Source organism: Marinomonas shanghaiensis (assembly GCF_003259175.1).
Lineage (GTDB): Bacteria > Pseudomonadota > Gammaproteobacteria > Pseudomonadales > Marinomonadaceae > Marinomonas > Marinomonas shanghaiensis.
Map to the genome: position 1 here is coordinate 25,143 of NZ_QGOK01000004.1, position 16,499 is coordinate 41,641.

Annotated in this window: 11 protein-coding genes; 4 read left to right on the forward strand and 7 right to left on the reverse strand. The window is 44.6% G+C overall.

The annotated features are described in order from the left end of the window. Nucleotides 1–80: 80 nt before the first annotated feature. From DKT73_RS03490 to gss, 3 genes are all read right to left on the reverse strand, one after another. Nucleotides 81–2,486 (reverse strand): glycoside hydrolase family 3 C-terminal domain-containing protein, encoded by a 2,406-nt coding sequence (locus tag DKT73_RS03490; protein WP_111637204.1) that lies wholly within the window; start codon nt 2,484–2,486, stop codon nt 81–83. Between the two features lie 13 nt (nt 2,487–2,499). Continuing rightward, a complete protein-coding gene (locus DKT73_RS03495) occupies nt 2,500–3,141 on the reverse strand; it encodes a TetR/AcrR family transcriptional regulator (protein WP_232827771.1) in 642 nt (213 codons plus the stop codon). A 202-nt stretch (nt 3,142–3,343) separates the two neighbouring features. Then, nucleotides 3,344–5,221: a bifunctional glutathionylspermidine amidase/synthase gene (gene gss, locus DKT73_RS03500; protein WP_111637206.1), complete on the reverse strand. Its 1,878-nt coding sequence runs from the start codon at nt 5,219–5,221 to the stop codon at nt 3,344–3,346. Nucleotides 5,222–5,449: 228 nt separating this feature from the next. On the opposite strand from gss, the gene DKT73_RS03505 reads away from it, so the two are divergent. The 3 genes from DKT73_RS03505 to DKT73_RS03515 all read left to right on the forward strand — a co-directional run bounded on the left by DKT73_RS03505 (nt 5,450) and on the right by DKT73_RS03515 (nt 10,419). Then, nucleotides 5,450–6,517 carry an alkene reductase gene (locus tag DKT73_RS03505; protein ID WP_111637207.1) on the forward strand — a complete coding sequence of 356 codons (1,068 nt, stop codon included), beginning with the start codon at nt 5,450–5,452 and terminating at the stop codon, nt 6,515–6,517. Between the two features lie 174 nt (nt 6,518–6,691). Then, a complete protein-coding gene (locus tag DKT73_RS03510) occupies nt 6,692–7,849 on the forward strand; it encodes a methionine aminotransferase (RefSeq protein ID WP_111637208.1) in 1,158 nt (385 codons plus the stop codon). Nucleotides 7,850–8,064: 215 nt separating this feature from the next. Beyond that, on the forward strand, nt 8,065–10,419 hold the full coding sequence (locus DKT73_RS03515) for a bifunctional diguanylate cyclase/phosphodiesterase (protein ID WP_111637209.1): 2,355 nt from the start codon (nt 8,065–8,067) through the stop codon (nt 10,417–10,419). A gap of 56 nt (nt 10,420–10,475) precedes the next feature. Here DKT73_RS03515 and DKT73_RS03520 read toward each other — a convergent pair whose 3' ends face one another. The 3 genes from DKT73_RS03520 to DKT73_RS03530 all read right to left on the reverse strand — a co-directional run bounded on the left by DKT73_RS03520 (nt 10,476) and on the right by DKT73_RS03530 (nt 13,708). Then, complete coding sequence (locus DKT73_RS03520; RefSeq protein WP_111637210.1) at nt 10,476–10,883, reverse strand: GFA family protein; 408 nt, start codon at nt 10,881–10,883, stop codon at nt 10,476–10,478. A 97-nt stretch (nt 10,884–10,980) separates the two neighbouring features. Beyond that, nucleotides 10,981–13,293 carry a sensor domain-containing diguanylate cyclase gene (locus DKT73_RS03525; RefSeq protein WP_111637211.1) on the reverse strand — a complete coding sequence of 771 codons (2,313 nt, stop codon included), beginning with the start codon at nt 13,291–13,293 and terminating at the stop codon, nt 10,981–10,983. Between the two features lie 139 nt (nt 13,294–13,432). Further along, complete coding sequence (locus tag DKT73_RS03530; protein WP_111637212.1) at nt 13,433–13,708, reverse strand: Lrp/AsnC family transcriptional regulator; 276 nt, start codon at nt 13,706–13,708, stop codon at nt 13,433–13,435. Nucleotides 13,709–14,049: 341 nt separating this feature from the next. On the opposite strand from DKT73_RS03530, the gene DKT73_RS03535 reads away from it, so the two are divergent. Beyond that, nucleotides 14,050–15,342, forward strand: coding sequence for a dicarboxylate/amino acid:cation symporter (locus DKT73_RS03535; RefSeq protein WP_111637213.1), 1,293 nt, complete (start codon nt 14,050–14,052; stop codon nt 15,340–15,342). 84 nt (nt 15,343–15,426) lie between these two features. Here the strand turns inward: DKT73_RS03535 and DKT73_RS03540 are convergent, their stop codons facing one another. Continuing rightward, entirely contained in the window at nt 15,427–16,467 is a 1,041-nt protein-coding gene (locus tag DKT73_RS03540) for a zinc-dependent alcohol dehydrogenase family protein (RefSeq protein ID WP_111637214.1), read from the reverse strand. Between the last annotated feature and the right edge of the window lie 32 nt (nt 16,468–16,499).

Here is a 16,499-nt window from a genome sequence, read left to right on the forward strand (position 1 = left end):
TTTATCAACCCTAAAACCGTCATTACGTGTCAGTGATAGTCGTAATGACGGTTTTTTTAACCAGTATTCGAAGGTGCCTTTTAGAGACGGGGTTCCTGATTATTCAGTGAGGCAATGAGCTGCAAGATCTGATTTTCAGAATACTGGTGGCTGTTGAACACGGGTAGGTTACGCAATGGCATGTCCGCCACCATAGCTTCGGCCATCAGGCGATCGGCTTCTGCCGCTGAGTCATTCTGATCGCCGCCTAGCATTTGTGTGAACACAGACAACATGCTGTCAAAAAGAGGTTTGCCTAATGCTTCATGGGCAATATCCCCTAAGGTTGAATTCATTGTGTAAGGCTGGATGGGGGTGGGAGCTGGAATGTCGTAACCCAGCAGTGCACTAAAGGCCTCGTCATTAAAGTCGCGTTTTGCAGGGGCAAAATAGCTCGCTAGGGCTGGGTTGGGTTGTTCCGCTGTGTTGTCAGTGTCTAATACAATGCTTGCTGTGTCGCGAATGTCCGCCACAGAAGCCCCAATATGAATTTGGTATTCGCCGCTTTCTGCAACCCAAGTGGCTTTCTCTTGGTGCCAATAAGCGAACGCTCGATAGTCCAGTTCAAAGACAATTTCTTTGCTTTCCCCTGGTTCTAAGAAGACTTTCTCGAACGCTTTTAATTCTTTTGCTGGACGTGGTTGAGAGGGGGACTTTTGACCCACATAGCACTGCACCACTTCGGCTCCGGCTCGGTTTCCTGTATTGGTAATGGTGATTTGTAGCTTGATGGAAGCGCTTTCATTAAAGGGCGCTTTATCGCCACTGAGTAAGGTTAAATGGTAGTAAGTGAAATTGGTGTAGGACAATCCATGACCAAAGGGAAAGAGTGTTTTGGTATGAGTGGTATCAAAGTAACGATATCCTACCCAGATTGCCTCACGATATTGCACTTGCTTTGTGGTACCTGGGAAATACGGTTGACTGGGTACATCGTCTAAACTTGCTGGGAAGGTTTCAGCAAGTTTTCCGCTGGGGTTGACGGTGCCGGACAGGATTTTAGCCATGGCCGAAGCACCGGCTTGTCCACCTAAGTAAGCTTCTAGGATGGCGGGTACTCTCTCGATAAACGGAAGAATCACGGGCGCACCGTTTTGTAACACCACGACGGTTTTATTGAGCTGTTCACCAAGTGCGTTAATAAGGTCTAGCTGAACCTGTGGCAAATTTAAGTGCTGGCGATCGAAGCCCTCAGACTCGTATTTTGGTGTCAGACCGGCAAACAAAAAGACCACGTCGGCTTGTTTCGCGAGTTTAATGGCTTTGGCGATTTCGCTACTATCCTCGGTATCATTTAGATGATAACCCGCTGTATATGTGACGTTATCGGCACCAAATTGTTTCTTGATTTCGTCGAGAGGTTGTTGCAATTTGAAGGGATTAATTTTCGAGCTGCCCGCGCCTTGGTAGCGAGTGTTGTTGGCTAGAGCACCAATGACGGCGACTTTCTTCCCTGCGCTGACAGGCAATAGGCCGTCATTTTTCAACAATACACAAGTTTCTTCTGCGATTCGTGCCGCGAGTTCATTGTGGGCTTGTAAGTCGGCGTGAACCGTATCGGCTTCTAAAGAGGCTTGGGATTTCAGTATCAATTCCAAGACGCGAGCGACGGATTTATCTAACGCTTCCATTGTTAATTGGCCGTTCTCGACAGCAGCGATGATCTTTTTTGTGTTCATGTCGCCAGAGCTTGGCATTTCTAAATGCTGACCGTTTTTCACCCCTTCTACACGATCATTATTAGCGCCCCAATCGGTGACGATAATACCTTCAAAGCCCCATTCTTTGACAAGGATATCGTCGAGTAACTGTTTGTGCTCCGCAGCGTAGGTGCCATTAACTTTGTTATAAGAACACATCACAGTCCAAGGTTGGGTTTGCTTAACCGCTCTCTCAAAAGCGGGGAGATAGATTTCACGCAAGGTTCTTTGATCAACGATGGCATCGACCGTCATACGACAATGTTCGTGATTATTCACTGCGTAATGTTTTAAGCTGGTGCCAACGCCTTGGTTTTGTACGCCTTTGATCCAAGCCGCCGACATGTCGCCAGCCAGTAAGGGGTCTTCAGAAAAGTATTCGAAGTTACGACCGCCCAATGGGTTACGTTTGATATTGGTACCAGGTCCAAGCAATACGGATACGTTTTCGGCACGGCATTCTTTGCCTAGTGCGACGCCCATTTCTTCAATCAGCTTGGTATTCCAAGAGGCCGCAAGTCCCGATGCCGTTGGGAAACAGGTGGCTTTAACGGCAGCGTTTAAACCAACGTGATCGCCTTCACCTGCTTGTTTTCGTAAGCCGTGGGGGCCATCTGTCACCATGATGGATGGCAAGTTTAAGCGCTCGATACCATGCAGGTTCCAAAAGTCCTTGCCGGTACAGAGCATGGCTTTTTCTTCTAGGGTGAGTTCGGCTAAGAGTTGTCTTATTGTTGTATTACTCATCGTTTCATCCTTTTTAGGTTGGTGGTGATGGCTTCATACCATCAAGTAGTAATTGAATTAATACGGGGGTGAGTTGTGGGATGGCGTCTTGTTCGATTTCCATTAAAGCATCGCGGCGTAACAACATACGCCGGAAAAAAGTGGGTACGGCATTGAGCAGTGTTACTGCCAAATAGGCTGCCGGAATATCGTTTCGAATGCTGCCTTCGCTTTGTCCTAGTACGACAATATTGGTAAGGGATTGGCTGATTGTATCGGGCAGTCGTTGGAGCAATTTGTCACGAAATTCTGTAGGAATGCGTGAACCAGCGTAGTAGCCATCGAATTCAGCAATAAAACGGTCGTCGTCTTCATACTGAGGGTCTGAATAGGCTTGCAGTAGCACGCCAAGACCGTCGCGAAAGTTGGCATAGTGGCGAGCTTCGATCTGTTTCATGATGTCATCATAAACGTTGATCTTACGTTTCAGCACCATCACTAGAATGGCGAAGCCCAAATCGTACTTGTCTTGATAATAACGATATAGAGTATTTCGGCTCATGCCAGTGGCCGCCGCAATGTCTTTCATTTGCGTATCAGCAAAGCCGTTTTCAATAAACAGTGCTTCAGCGATGCTGATGATTTTGTCCCGAGTTGCCTCGGTTTGGTGGACCATTCTAGCGATCATAATAATATTACACGTGTTATATTTTTAAAATAATCTACGAGCTGATCGATTTTTAGTCAATCAAAAATTGATAAAATAGGCTTAAAGCTGAGCACAGTAAATGAATGCGACAGGGTTCAGAATGCAAAAGGCCTCTGTCTCATTATCTGAAACAAAGGCCTGAATAGCTTAAATCTTGAGGTTTTAACGATTATTCAATGATTCTCAGGGTCATCAAATCACTGTCTTTCGTAATGACCAAGCTTGGATCAACACGCAAACAGCTGCCTGCGTAATGTCCCGCTACTGAGAAAGTGCAGACTTGTGAGCGATAGCCTTCAATGTCTGGGAGTTTCCACAGCGCTTGAAAGATTTGATCTTGATGAGAAAAACGCCCAGCGGTTTCTTCCATCAAAGCGTCTTTGCCATCGTACAGGCTGATGTTAAAACCGCAGCGCCCCGCTATAGGTTTGCTCACGTAACCGTTAGTTTTTAGTGCATCACTTAATTCAAAAGACGATTCTAATAAATACGGATGATTGGGGAAAAGCATCCATAACACTGGCAAAATAGCCTTGTTGCTAGGAATAAGTGTCCAAAGAGGCTCATACACCATGACATCTTTGCGCAGTAAAACGTCGACCAAGCGCGGTGCTTCATTACGCGGCATATCCGTTTGGTAGTCGCGTAGGCGCTGTTCGTCGTCGTCACATTCGGCACGGATTTGATCGAGAGCCGTTTCCCATGCCCAGGTTTTCCATACCCAACAAATTTTCACGCCATCCGCGTCTACTACGTCACCGTCTTCATCCCAGCTTAGGCTACTGACCCCTTTGATGACCTTACAAACCAGCCCCGCTTTTTCCATAGTACGCTTCATGAAAAGCGCGTGGTAATTTTCTTCTAGATCCGTGTCTTGCATGATGTGAATCACACCTTTGACCGCACTGTTTTTCCACGCTTCAATGAGTTCGTCGACCAAATCTGTTGCCGAACCTTCGCCTTCCGTTGCACCGTAGTGCTCGGCCCACTTTTCCTGAATAATGCCAGCCTCCATATAACAAGAGGCTGAGTCACAGTTGTATTCGTAAACCTTAATGCCTTTTGCTGAGAGGCTAAAATCAAATCGCCCGGTGATCATCTGGTTGCGACGATTATCCCAAGATTGATGGATCTTAGGCCACAGCGCAGGGGGGATATTAAAACTGGAAAGCAGTTCGTCATTTTGCAGCACATAATCGGTAGCGTGCATAAACAAGGCATGTAATTCGTTAGTGGCGCGTTTTAGCTCACGCTCAGCGGTGTCGGTGATGACCATATACTTATAGTCGTCTTCCGGTCGGCTGGCGAGTTTGTGACCGCCCATCATATCGACAAAAGCTTCTTCAGCAGGATTGGCGATGTTTAACCAAGCACGGGAAGCTTGGCCTTTGTTGGGTACATGACGTATTTGTAAATCAAATAAAGCCGGATCATCGGGCTCAATATTTTCGGCATGCAGGTCGTCGTCGGTTTGTATTACCCAGCCTAAAATAGAAGCGTCGCCATAAGAGCAGCGTAGCCAATAACCGCCATCTTTACTGATTCTAGCATCCAACACGCGGGAGTAATCTTGGCCTTCTGGCCAGACTTGGTGGCCGACGTTTTGTTCGACCAGGTATAAGCGGTCTGGTAAGACTTTGGTCACAATCGCCACATGACCGGTGATTTCAAATTCGCCGCCTTCGCTCCAAATAAGCAGAGAGCCCACTTCAGGGTGACGTAACGAACCATTACGAAATGATTTCAATGGTAAGCGGCTTTCGTCGGCGATTAAACGCGCCGAGGTAAGGCGAAAAATATCATAAGCCATGGCCACATCATCAAAAATATAGCCTTTGTTTAGATACAACCAGCGCCGAGCAAACTCCACACACTGCCATTTGTATCCCATAAAAATACCATCCACATAACTGCGGTAGGCATGGCGATTGGGTAACTCGTTGTCGTCGGCAGAATCATAATCAGATGAATACACGGGCACATTCCCAGGAGCGATACCTAGTAAGGTGCCAAAAGGAGCGACTGGCCTGCTGGAATCGGATGTCATTGCGGTGAATTGCCTCACACATAAGTGTTTGATAGGACCAAAGAAAGACGATAAATACATCGCCGAGTGCAGGCAATATAGACCGTGAGCAAAGGACCTGCAAGGTCTTAAAAAGAGTATTTTTTGTACTATATTCAGTAAAGAAAGTGCACGCGATTGTATTTTAAAATAACTGCCATATGTAGTGCGTATCCTTGATATCAAGATTGAAACAAATTGGAGAACAGAATGACAACGACTTTATTTCATCCCGTTAAATTGGGTGCTGTAGAACTATCAAACCGCTTTGTTATGGCGCCATTAACACGCACACGTGCACCTGGGCATCAGCCAAATGCCTTGATGGCAGAGTATTATGCTCAACGTGCCAGCACGGGGTTGTTGATCACGGAATGCACCATGGTGACAGAAGGCACATCGGCGTTTGGTGATGATCCAGGCGTGTATTCCGCTGAGCAAATTGAAGGCTGGAAGCTAACAACAAAAGCCGTGCATGAAAAAGGCGGTCGTATCTTTATGCAAATCTGGCACGCTGGCCGTGCCGCGCATCCGTTGCTAAATGACGGCAAAGAAGCCGTGTCAGCCAGCGCCATTGCGATTGACGGCGAGACACACACGCCGGAAGGTAAAAAACCGTATACCGTGCCTCGTGCCTTAACTGTGGCTGAAATCAAAGACATTGTGGCGGATTTTCGTCAAGCGGCGATCAATGCTAAAGAAGCTGGCTTTGATGGCGTAGAAATTCACGGTGCCAATGGTTATTTGATTGATCAATTTTTACGTGAAAGCGCCAACCAGCGTACCGATGAATACGGTGGCTCATTGGAAAACCGTGCGCGCCTTTTAACCGAAGTGATTGAAGCAGTAACAGATGTATTAGGCAGCGATCGTGTTGGCCTGCGTTTGTCTCCTCTTAATAGTTTTCAAAGCATGAAAGAAAGCGACCCCGTTGAGTGGACTCGTTTCTTGTGTGAGCATTTAAACCGTTTTAATTTGGCCTATTTGCACCTGATGCGTGCGGATTTCTTTGGTATCCAGCAAGCCGACGTCGTCGCTGTGGCTCGTGAAACCTATCAAGGCCATTTAATGGTGAATATGGGTTACACACCAGAAGAAGCCAATCAAGTGCTTGCTGACGGTCAGGCCGACAGTGTTGCCTTTGGTACGGGGATTTTAGCGAATCCGGATTTTGTCGAGCGAGTCAAAGCAGGCGCGGCCTTGAATGAGCCAAATCCAAACACCTTCTATACCTCTGGCGCAGAAGGGTATACGGATTATCCGTTCATGACCGCGTAATTCGAAGTCATAAAAGTACGATTAAAACGCCAAGACTTGTGTCTTGGCGTTTTTGTTACTGCCGACCAATATGCCATTATCGATCAAGACGTGCTTCTTATTCAAAGATCATTGACGATCTATCCATAAGTCTTTTAACTTAGTCGCATTCATTTTTTTTGGGGCGACACCATTGTGACCAACGCGTCTATTCTTACCTCTAAGCTGCCTTCTGTCGGCACCACTATTTTTACCAAAATGTCGGCGCTTGCTGCAGAAAAAGGCGCGATTAACCTGTCGCAAGGGTTTCCTGATTTTCCACCGGATGCTCGATTATTGGAACGCGCGTCGCAAGCGATTTTAACTGGTAATAATCAGTATGCCCCTATGGCTGGTTTGCCGATATTACGGGAGGCTATTGCCAACCTGATCGAACGTCATTACGACCGAAAAGTCAGCGTGTTAGATGAAATTACCGTGACGAGTGGTGCGTCGGAAGCCATTTTTGATGCAATTGCTGCGTTAGTGCATAACGGTGATGAAGTGATCTTGTTCGATCCCGCCTATGACTTATATGAACCAACCGTGACCTTAGCCGGTGGCATTTGTCGTCGAGTGACCTTGATGGCCCCCGACTTTCGTCCTGACTGGCAGGCATTTTCTACGTTGCTAACCGATAAGACTAGTTTGGTCATAATCAATACGCCCCACAATCCAACGGGAAGTTGTTGGCTAGCGGAAGATTTAGAATCCTTATGGCAAGCGATTGCGAGCCGTGACATTTATGTATTGTCCGACGAAGTCTATGAGTTTATTCACTTTGGTGAATCTGCAGTGAGTGTTCACAAACACGCTGAGCTATTAAAACGAAGCTTAGTGGTCTCTTCTTTTGGTAAAAGCTTTCACCTAACGGGCTGGAAAGTTGGCTACATTGTGGCGCCGGCGGATTTAACCGTGGAACTGCGCAAAGTGCATCAGTTTGTTTCCTTCTGTACCGCCACACCTTTGCAACAAGCCTTGGCGGAACATTTAATAGCGGAGCCTGAAGCCAGCGCTGGCTTGGCGGCTTTCTATCTACAAAAACGCGATGTACTGAGAAACGCATTGGCTGACAGTCGATTCACTCTGCTGCCTTGCAGTGGGACCTATTTTCAACTGCTGGATTACAGTGAAATTAGTGATTTGGACGATGTGGCGTTTTGTGAATGGCTTATCGATGAAGTGGGCGTCGCGGCGATTCCGATTAGTGTGTTTTACCAACAGCCACCAAACGCTCAGCGCATAGTCCGTTTATGCTTTGCAAAAGAAGAAAAGACATTACTAGAAGCCGTGAATAGGCTTGCTCGATTGTAACGTTAAGTGAACATTTTAGAACAATATGTTTTATGTGGATACATATTGTACAGATCTTTTCAATTGCGCTTTCATTAACGTTACAATGGCAACATTAAAGTATGATTATAAGTAAGCTGTTTATCTTATTTAGAGTGTCGTAGTAATAGCGACTACACGATTTTTGATATGTGAGCTTTTTCTTATCGTAATTGTTAAGGGTATAGCTATTTACTATGTTTAATACGCTAAAAGGACGGATGTATTCTCTTGCTTTTCTTATAGTATCGCCATGCTATGTTTTTATATACGAAAGTTTTGGTTACAGCCGTGATATTGTAAAAGACGAAGTGCTTAAAGTTGCTGATATTGTTTCTTATCAAGTTGTTGATGTTCAAGAGCATCTTATTAGTTCGGCACGTATTTTTTTATCTAATCTTACGGAATCTTCCAAGCTTCAAGACCCTGATTCTGATGAATGCCAACAATTTATAGGTGAGTTACTCCCGTTATACGATTATTATGTGAATATTGGTGTACCAAATCGTCACGGAATGCTGACGTGTAATGGGATGCCATTAGCTAAGGCGATAGATGTCAGTGATCGTAGTTATATCCGTGAAGCGATGTCTGGAGAATATTTTACTTCCAGCGGCGTTCAGGTCGATCGAGTAACAAACAAACCAACGGTCAATTTTGCTTATCCTATTTTTAATAAGCAAGATAAAACGGATGTTGTTGGTGCTGCGGTGGTTGTTATTTCATTAGATTGGTGGCGTTCATTTATTGACAGAAGTCAATTGCCGCCCTCTAGTGTTGCGTTTATATTAGATGCTAATAATCAGTCTGTTGCGACTTATCCTGCTGGGATGAAATACAATCCACCTGCCTTATTTGACCATTTTTGGCGTGCAGAAGATGGCGTTAAGCGTGTTTTTAGCAAGCGCCAGATAATGGATGATAAAGGCAATGTGCAACTGACATTTATAACTGGAGTGGCCGTTGATATAGCGTTAGATGCGGTGAACAAGCGCTACATAAAAATTACCACTGTCTTCTCTGTATTAATCTTGTTGATATTAATACTTTTCCATTTATTTTTTATGAATTCCATATCAAAACCATTGAATATCTTGACTGATTTAGCGATTCGTTTGGGGCGGAATGAAAAAATTCCTACGAATCATCCTACTGGTGTTAGGGAGATGGATTGCCTGCAGCAACATTTTTTAGAAATGGCATCATTGAAGGAAAAGGCCGAGCATAAAATTATTAAACAAGCTCAGACCGATCGTTTAACGGGCATATCGAATCGTGATGCATTTAGTCAAGCGTTGTCTGATGTTTTAGATCACGTTGATCCACAACATGGAAAATTGGCTGTTATTTTACTCGATCTTGATAATTTCAAAGAAATAAACGATACCCGTGGGCATGAAGTAGGAGACGCTATTTTGCAGCAGATCGCGGATCGTCTCACACAACACCCTTTCAATGCTAAGAGTATTAGTCGCCTAGGTGGGGATGAGTTTGTATTCTTGTTTGATGATCAACAGGTCGATTTATCACAGGTTCTTACGTTGGCTGAAAATATTCATAGCCTTGTAAAACAGCCTTATCTTGTATCGAATGATAATGTGATGGTATCAGCAAGTTGTGGTGTGGCTGTTTATCCTGATGATGGTCGTGACAGCCGAGCCTTAATGGGTGCTGTGGATCAAGCCATGTACCATGCGAAAGCCAGTGGTCGGAATTGTGTTAAACGCTTTGATTGGAATTTAAAGCAAGCTCTGTTAGATAAAGTTGAGTTGATTAAAGATTTAAATAAAGCATTAAAAAATGATGAATTCTTTTTAGTGTATCAGCCCATAGTCGACCAAGCGGGTAAGGCTTTAAAATTCGAAGCCTTAATTCGTTGGAATCATCCAGAAAAAGGCTTTATTCGCCCCGATCACTTTATTCCTGCTGCTGAAGAATCTGGTCTTATCATTGATATTGGTAATTGGGTTATCAAAGAAGCGAAAACTGCGTTATCTAAACTACAAGCTGCACATGGGCAGGGCGTGCAGATTGGGGTCAATGTCTCTCCATTGCAGCTATTAAATCGTCGAGAAGGTGCCAATGTGCTTTTATCGAGTCTAATGACCAAATCTGATACGTTAAATCATGGAGCAGATGAAAAGAATGGTCTGATAGTGGAAATTACCGAAAATCTTCTAATGGAGCTGGATGAGCATACGCGTCAAGCTTTATTAGACTTCAGGACAAATGGCATACAAGTCGCGTTAGATGATTTTGGAACCGGTTATTCATCATTAGCGTACATCATGAATTACGACATTGATTTCTTAAAAATTGATCAAAGCTTCGTGCAAACGCTTGGACTTGAATCCTCTTCTTCATCTCTTTGTGAAGCGATTATTTCTATGGCACACAAGTTGGATATTGAGGTCGTTGCTGAAGGTGTTGAAACGAAAGAGCAAGCCGATTTATTGTTGCAATATGGTTGTGACTATTTGCAAGGGTATTATTTTGCAAAGCCATTAAGCTTAGAGGACGCGATCCTTTATCCAATCCAGCACATTATCTAACAGCATTAAACAAGTGCATAGACTGTTAGATAATGGTGATGGCGTATGACCTCTAATTAATTTGGCATGGCTTCGAAGGTCGGTATTTCGCTTAAGTGTTCGTCCCAATTGCCTTTGCTGTTCATGAATATGTGTGCTTGTGGCGTGATATCAACATCCGTATCTAAACAGCCAGCTGGAACGACTACTAGACCACGAGTTTTCGCATCGGTTGGCACATTTGAGCCACACACAGAGCAAAAAGTACGAGCAAAGTTTGTGTCTTCTAATCGATAAAAACTGAGTTTATCTTCGCCACTTAACCAAGTAAGCGTAGCACCCGGCGCAAATAAATTGGCGCAGTGTGCTGTGCCAGAGGTTTTTCGACAACGGCTACAATGGCAAAGAAAGAATTTCTTAAACTCGCCTTCTAAGGTGAATTTAACGGTGCCACATAGGCAAGATCCGGAGTGAAGGGGGGTCATAATAGCTTGCTCCAAAGTGTTATAATGACGTGCAGATAAAAATAGATCGTTCAAATTACGTTTTAAATCAGTCAGAAGCGACAACTTAGTGTCTGTTCTACAGCAAAGGAGGTTCATGGTGCAGAGAGAACCATTCTATGCGATTTCGTCCAGCCTCTTTTGCTTTGTACAATGCCTGATCGGCTTGGATAAGTGTCAAATCCATGTTGTGATCGGTGTTGACTGCAACTCCTATGCTAATCGTGATATTAACCGTCAGGCCGTTTACTGTGAGGTGAGAACTTTCGACCCTTGCTTTCAGTTTTTTAAGCAATTCGTTTGTCTCACATTCGCTGATATTTTGCAGTAGGATCGAAAATTCTTCCCCTCCCATTCGGGACAAAAAATGGCAAGGTCCAACGACCTCTTGCATGGTTTTAGCAAGCATTTTGATGATATCGTCGCCCACACTGTGGCCGTAGGTGTCGTTTATGCGCTTGAAATGATCGATGTCTATCATGGCAAAGAAAATACACTGAGAGTTCTCTAAAGAACGACAATGCTGCATGAAAGAGTGACGGTTATTTAGCCCTGATAAAGCGTCTGTCATTGCCATGCGTTTTAGGGTGTGTTCTGCATCCGCTCGCGCTTTTTCTAAATCTACAGCGTAAAATAAGCTACCTAATGCGTCTAGTAAAGGCTGCAGAGAAACGGCGTCTTCTTCAGAGTAAGGTGCCGTTTTGTTGGCTAGGCCTATCATACCGACCAGCTTATTGTTGACCTTAATAGGCAATCCCAAAAAGCGTTCTATCAGTGGATGACCCGACGGTGTTCCTTTTGAGGCATGATGTGTATTGAGTGTGTTGCTAATAACGATGTTTCCAGTTTTGATTACTTCGCCAAATAAGTTATCGAAAGAATCAAAATAGAGATTTCTATCCCTGTAGCGTTGGATGAGTGTTTCGCTGATTTCATTCCACTTCATTTCAGTAATGGCATGAAGGAAGAGTCGTCGCTGGCTTTGCTCTGTTACTAATTGGCCGATGAAGGCAAACTGGCTATCGGCAATATCAATGAGTTCAGGCAAGATCTGTTGGCACGCATCGGACAAATCGTGATTTTTCAAGTATGCGGCGTGGGCTTTATTCACAAAACCAAGCAATTGACTCTGTTTTTTATTATTTATTTCAGCCAATTTGTTTTCAGTAATGTCTCTGTGAGTCCCGATCACTCTCAGTGGGTGATGTGCATCATCGTACTCAACAGTACGGCCATAAGTTTCAATCCAAATCCAGTAACCCTTGCTGTGCTTGACTCGATAAGTTGCCTTATAGACTTTGCTAAAGCCGTCTAAATGTTGATTAAATAGCATTGCAACGTCTTTCACATCATCAGGGTGAATGAAGTTTTTTAAGAAACGTCTATCTTCATCAAACGCCTCGTAGTTCATGCCTATGATTTCACACCAGCGCTGATTCACCTGAACCTTTTCTGTTTTTACGTCATAATCCCATGTACCAAGATCGGAGGCTTCTAACAGCAAGCGCATCTTTTTATTGGCTTCATTTAAACTGTGTTCGATATTGCGTTTTTCGGTGTTGTTACTGGCGATAGCCTGTATGGAATGGAGCTTTCCTTCGGACGTAAAAAAACCCTTACTTAGCATGTTGATCCAAACAGTGCTAGTAGCCTGAGGGTCTGCATTATAGAGCTCTAATGCGGTTTCCTGGGCCTCTAAACCTTGAATATGTTGGTGAATTGTTGTTTGAAAAGTGTGTCGACTGCTGGGGGTTAAAAAATGCTCAAAAGCGTCTTGGCTTTGAGTAATAAGATGATGCGGTATGCCCAATACCTCTTGGGTGTTAGACGTAATATTTTTTAGTGATAAACCTTGCTTGTAACGCCAATTGATTAAAACAGCGGATGATTGATCAAGTAAAATGTGTGTTGTTTTGAGCTGTTTATAGTCTTGAGCTAGCTGTACATAGTGTGCAATAAAATCACTGAATGAAACGAGAGTGCTGATTTGTTTTTCATCAAGTGGCTTTGGTTTCGTATCCATAATGCAGACAGCACCAATGGTGATGCCTTCGATAACCAGCGGCACACCCGCAAAAAAACGCATAAAAGGTGCGCCGGTAACCGTTGGATGATTTTCAAAAAGCGGGTGCTGGGTGAGATCTTCAACAATGAGCTTTTTTTGTTCTGTAACGACGTGAGTGCTGAAAGCACGTTCGTTGGCGACGCCATGCTGGATGTCGCCAAACACAGTATGAAAAACAACGTAGTCTTTGAGTGAAATGCTGACAGTGGCAATGGCCACGTTAAAGAGATCTGCCATGCCAGATATGAGTGAATAAAGCTCATCATCGGATGTTTCTTCAAGGTTGTATTTTTCAATAATAGCTTGGCGAATGCTGCTTGTCGGCATAATCTGGATTAACCATTTGTGTTGGATATGATCAGTTTATAGTTTAGCCGTTGTATTGAAAAAAACAGCGTATAACACTCAAAATAGCACAACATTATTTTGCACATAATGTTGTGCTGCCGTATTTTTTGAGACGGCGTTAAACACCGACCGAAAACATGCCTTCTAAATCATGTTTTGAATAGGCTTGAAATGCCAACATGGTTTCTGTTTTCAAAATATAATCAATTTGAGCAAGGTGTTGCGTCACCAGTTCAGACAGCTGGTCATTGGTTTGTACTCGGGCGATAGCAGCGATATCGTATGAACCACTGACAGAATACACTTCAGATAAGCCTTCAATAGACGCCAGTTTTTCAGCGACTTGGTTGATGTGCTTTTTCTCAACAGAAAGCATGATAATTGCGGTAACCATAGTGAGTCCTCATTTTAATTGTTCATCTTTGCTGCTGTTTAAATAGAAGAACACCAACAAATAACGCAGGAATTAAAGCACCTTAAGTCACCATTTACAAAGTCCTTGCCTCGTTATTTTCGCGCTGAAACCTTAAGATTTTGGGTATGTTGCTAACGGAATGGGCTTTATAAAACGTAAAGAGAGTTTTGATGAAAGCCAATCACCTGTATTATGTCGAACTTTTATCCGTCTTTTTTGCACGGTGGAATGGTTAAATTCCTTGATTATGACTCTGCTATGATGACGACGCTGATAACAGTGAAAGGGTCTAGTAACACATAAAAACCAGAGAGAATGTTATGAATACAACGTTTAAAGTTTTGCTAGGTATGGGGCTTGGCATTATTGTTGGGTTGATTATTAACCTGACGGGCGCTAATGCATCAGGCACGTGGGCGAACAACTATCTCACAAATGGCGTGTTTTATGTGGTGGGTACCATGTTTGTCAATGCGCTGAAAATGCTTGTTGTGCCTTTGGTTTTCTTCTCATTAGTCACTGGTGTGTGTGGCATTGGTGATATCAAGATGCTTGGCCGCATTGGCTCAAAGTCGTTTTTTCTGTATCTGTTTACCACGGCCATGGCCATCGCCTCGGCTCTGTTGATTGCCTCAAGTATCGGCATTGGTGAAGGCATGAATGCCGAGTCTGCGGTCAGTTTTGATGGCAAAGCGTCTCCACCTTTGTCGACGGTATTGATTAACATTATACCGTCGAACCCCATTAGTGCGATGGCACAGGGCGACATGCTACCCGTGATTTTCTTCTCCATTATGTTTGGTGTCAGTATTCTAATGGTGGGCAAGAAGGCGCTCGTCGTCAGTGACTTTGTTGAGTCTCTTAATGAGATTATGATGAAAATGGTCACTATTATCATGGCGGTTGCGCCTTATGCGGTCTTTTGTCTTATCGCCAGAGCCATTGCGGATCTTGGTATGGATTTATTGGCCCAACTATTGGGTTATGTCTTGGTATTGATTGGTGTTTTGCTGTTCCATCTATTTGTTACCTTGCAATTAGTATTAAAAGTCCTATCAGGTTTAAGCCCTATCACTTTTATGAAGAAAATGCGTAATACGCAGGTGTTTGCCTTTAGTACATCGAGCTCCAATGCGACGATTCCAGTGACCTTGCGTGCGGTGACAAAGCGTCTAGGTGTGAAAAACTCAGTAGCGTCTTTTAGTGTGCCGTTTGGTGCGACTATCAACATGGACGGCACCGCCATCATGCAGGGCGTGGCAACGGTATTTATCGCCAATATCTATAACGTCGAACTGGGTATGCTGGGTTATTTGACTGTTATCTTGATGTCGGTATTGGCGTCTATTGGTACGGCAGGGGTGCCAGGTGTGGGATTGATCATGCTGTCTATGGTGTTTGCCCAAGTCGGTTTGCCGATTGAAGGCATTGGTTTGATTCTCGGCGTTGACCGCTTATTAGATATGATTCGTACCGCGGTGAATGTCTCCGGTGATGCGGTGGTCTCCGTAGTGGTGGCAAAAAGCGAAGGCCAGTTTAATCAAGAAGTTTATGATGACCCAGATGCGGGAAATGCAACGGATCAGCCCTTAGAAAAGCACTCAGTGGCTTGATAACACATAAGTATTCCTGCGGCTGAACATAAAAAAGCGCTTACTTTTTGGAGATAAGCGCTTTTTTTGTGTGCAAAGTGGCAATTAGAAACGTGTAACGACAGTGACACCCGGTGGGTTTGCCTTGTCCATATTCATCAGTGCGGCAATGGATTCTTCTAGGCTGATGGTTCGGCCGAGTAGCTTTTCTGGACTGAGCTTGCCTGACTTGATCATTGCCAACATGGCGTCGTAACGAAACGCCTGCATACCATGGCTACCGATGATTTCTAGCTCGTGGGCAATGACCAAATTCATTGGAATCGGCGGTGTGGCTTGCTCGCCTAGCAACAAGCCCACCTGAACGTGCTTGCCGAGTTTTTTCAAACTTTTAATAGAGTTGATGCAAGTCGTTGGGTGACCTAAAGCATCGATTGAGACATGAGCCCCGCCGCGGGTGAGGTCTTTAATGGCTGCAGCGACATCGGCTACGTGGGTGGCGTTAATGGTTGCGTAGGCGCCTAGGGCTTTTGCGAGCTCAAGTTTATCGTCTGTCACGTCCACGGCAATCACATTGGCACCAATGCTATTGGCAATCATAATGGCTGACAAGCCAACACCACCACAGCCATGCACCGCCACCCATTGACCTGCACTGACTTTACCTTGGTCGACCACCGCTCTGAACGAGGTAACAAAGCGACAACCAAGACTGGCTGCTGTGGTGAAGTCTATGTTTTCAGGCAGGGTAACTAGGTTCACATCCGCATGATGAATGGCAACGTATTCCGCGAAAGATCCCCAATGGGTAAAGCCTGGTTGAGTTTGATTACCGCATACTTGGTGATTGCCGCCATGGCATTCATGACAAGAGCCACAGCCGCTCACAAAGGGCACAGTAACTCGGTCACCGACTTTGAAGCGTTGAACGTCTTTGCCAACGGCTGCAATAATGCCGGCAAATTCGTGACCGGGAACGTGTGGCAGCACAATGTCTGGGTCGTGTCCCATCCAGCCATGCCAATCACTTCGGCAAACGCCAGTGGCTTCAACTTTGATCACAACACCATGATTTTCTGGTGTTGGGTCTTCGACATTCATAATTTTAGGCGTGGCTGAAAAGCTTTCGTAAACAACGGCTTTCATGGTGTGCTCCTGTAGGTAATCATCTAATGAGT

What these genes read in the sequence shown, in the direction of transcription:
- DKT73_RS03505 (WP_111637207.1), top strand. Translation starts at nt 5,450, where the DNA reads ATGACAACGACTTTATTTCATCCCGTTAAATTGGGTGCTGTAGAACTA.
- DKT73_RS03530 (WP_111637212.1), bottom strand. Translation starts at nt 13,708, where the DNA reads ATGGTTACCGCAATTATCATGCTTTCTGTTGAGAAAAAGCACATCAAC.
- DKT73_RS03535 (WP_111637213.1), top strand. Translation starts at nt 14,050, where the DNA reads ATGAATACAACGTTTAAAGTTTTGCTAGGTATGGGGCTTGGCATTATT.
- DKT73_RS03540 (WP_111637214.1), bottom strand. Translation starts at nt 16,467, where the DNA reads ATGAAAGCCGTTGTTTACGAAAGCTTTTCAGCCACGCCTAAAATTATG.
- DKT73_RS03515 (WP_111637209.1), top strand. Translation starts at nt 8,065, where the DNA reads ATGTTTAATACGCTAAAAGGACGGATGTATTCTCTTGCTTTTCTTATA.
- gss (WP_111637206.1), bottom strand. Translation starts at nt 5,221, where the DNA reads ATGACATCCGATTCCAGCAGGCCAGTCGCTCCTTTTGGCACCTTACTA.
- DKT73_RS03490 (WP_111637204.1), bottom strand. Translation starts at nt 2,486, where the DNA reads ATGAGTAATACAACAATAAGACAACTCTTAGCCGAACTCACCCTAGAA.
- DKT73_RS03495 (WP_232827771.1), bottom strand. Translation starts at nt 3,141, where the DNA reads ATGGTCCACCAAACCGAGGCAACTCGGGACAAAATCATCAGCATCGCT.
- DKT73_RS03525 (WP_111637211.1), bottom strand. Translation starts at nt 13,293, where the DNA reads ATGCCGACAAGCAGCATTCGCCAAGCTATTATTGAAAAATACAACCTT.
- DKT73_RS03520 (WP_111637210.1), bottom strand. Translation starts at nt 10,883, where the DNA reads ATGACCCCCCTTCACTCCGGATCTTGCCTATGTGGCACCGTTAAATTC.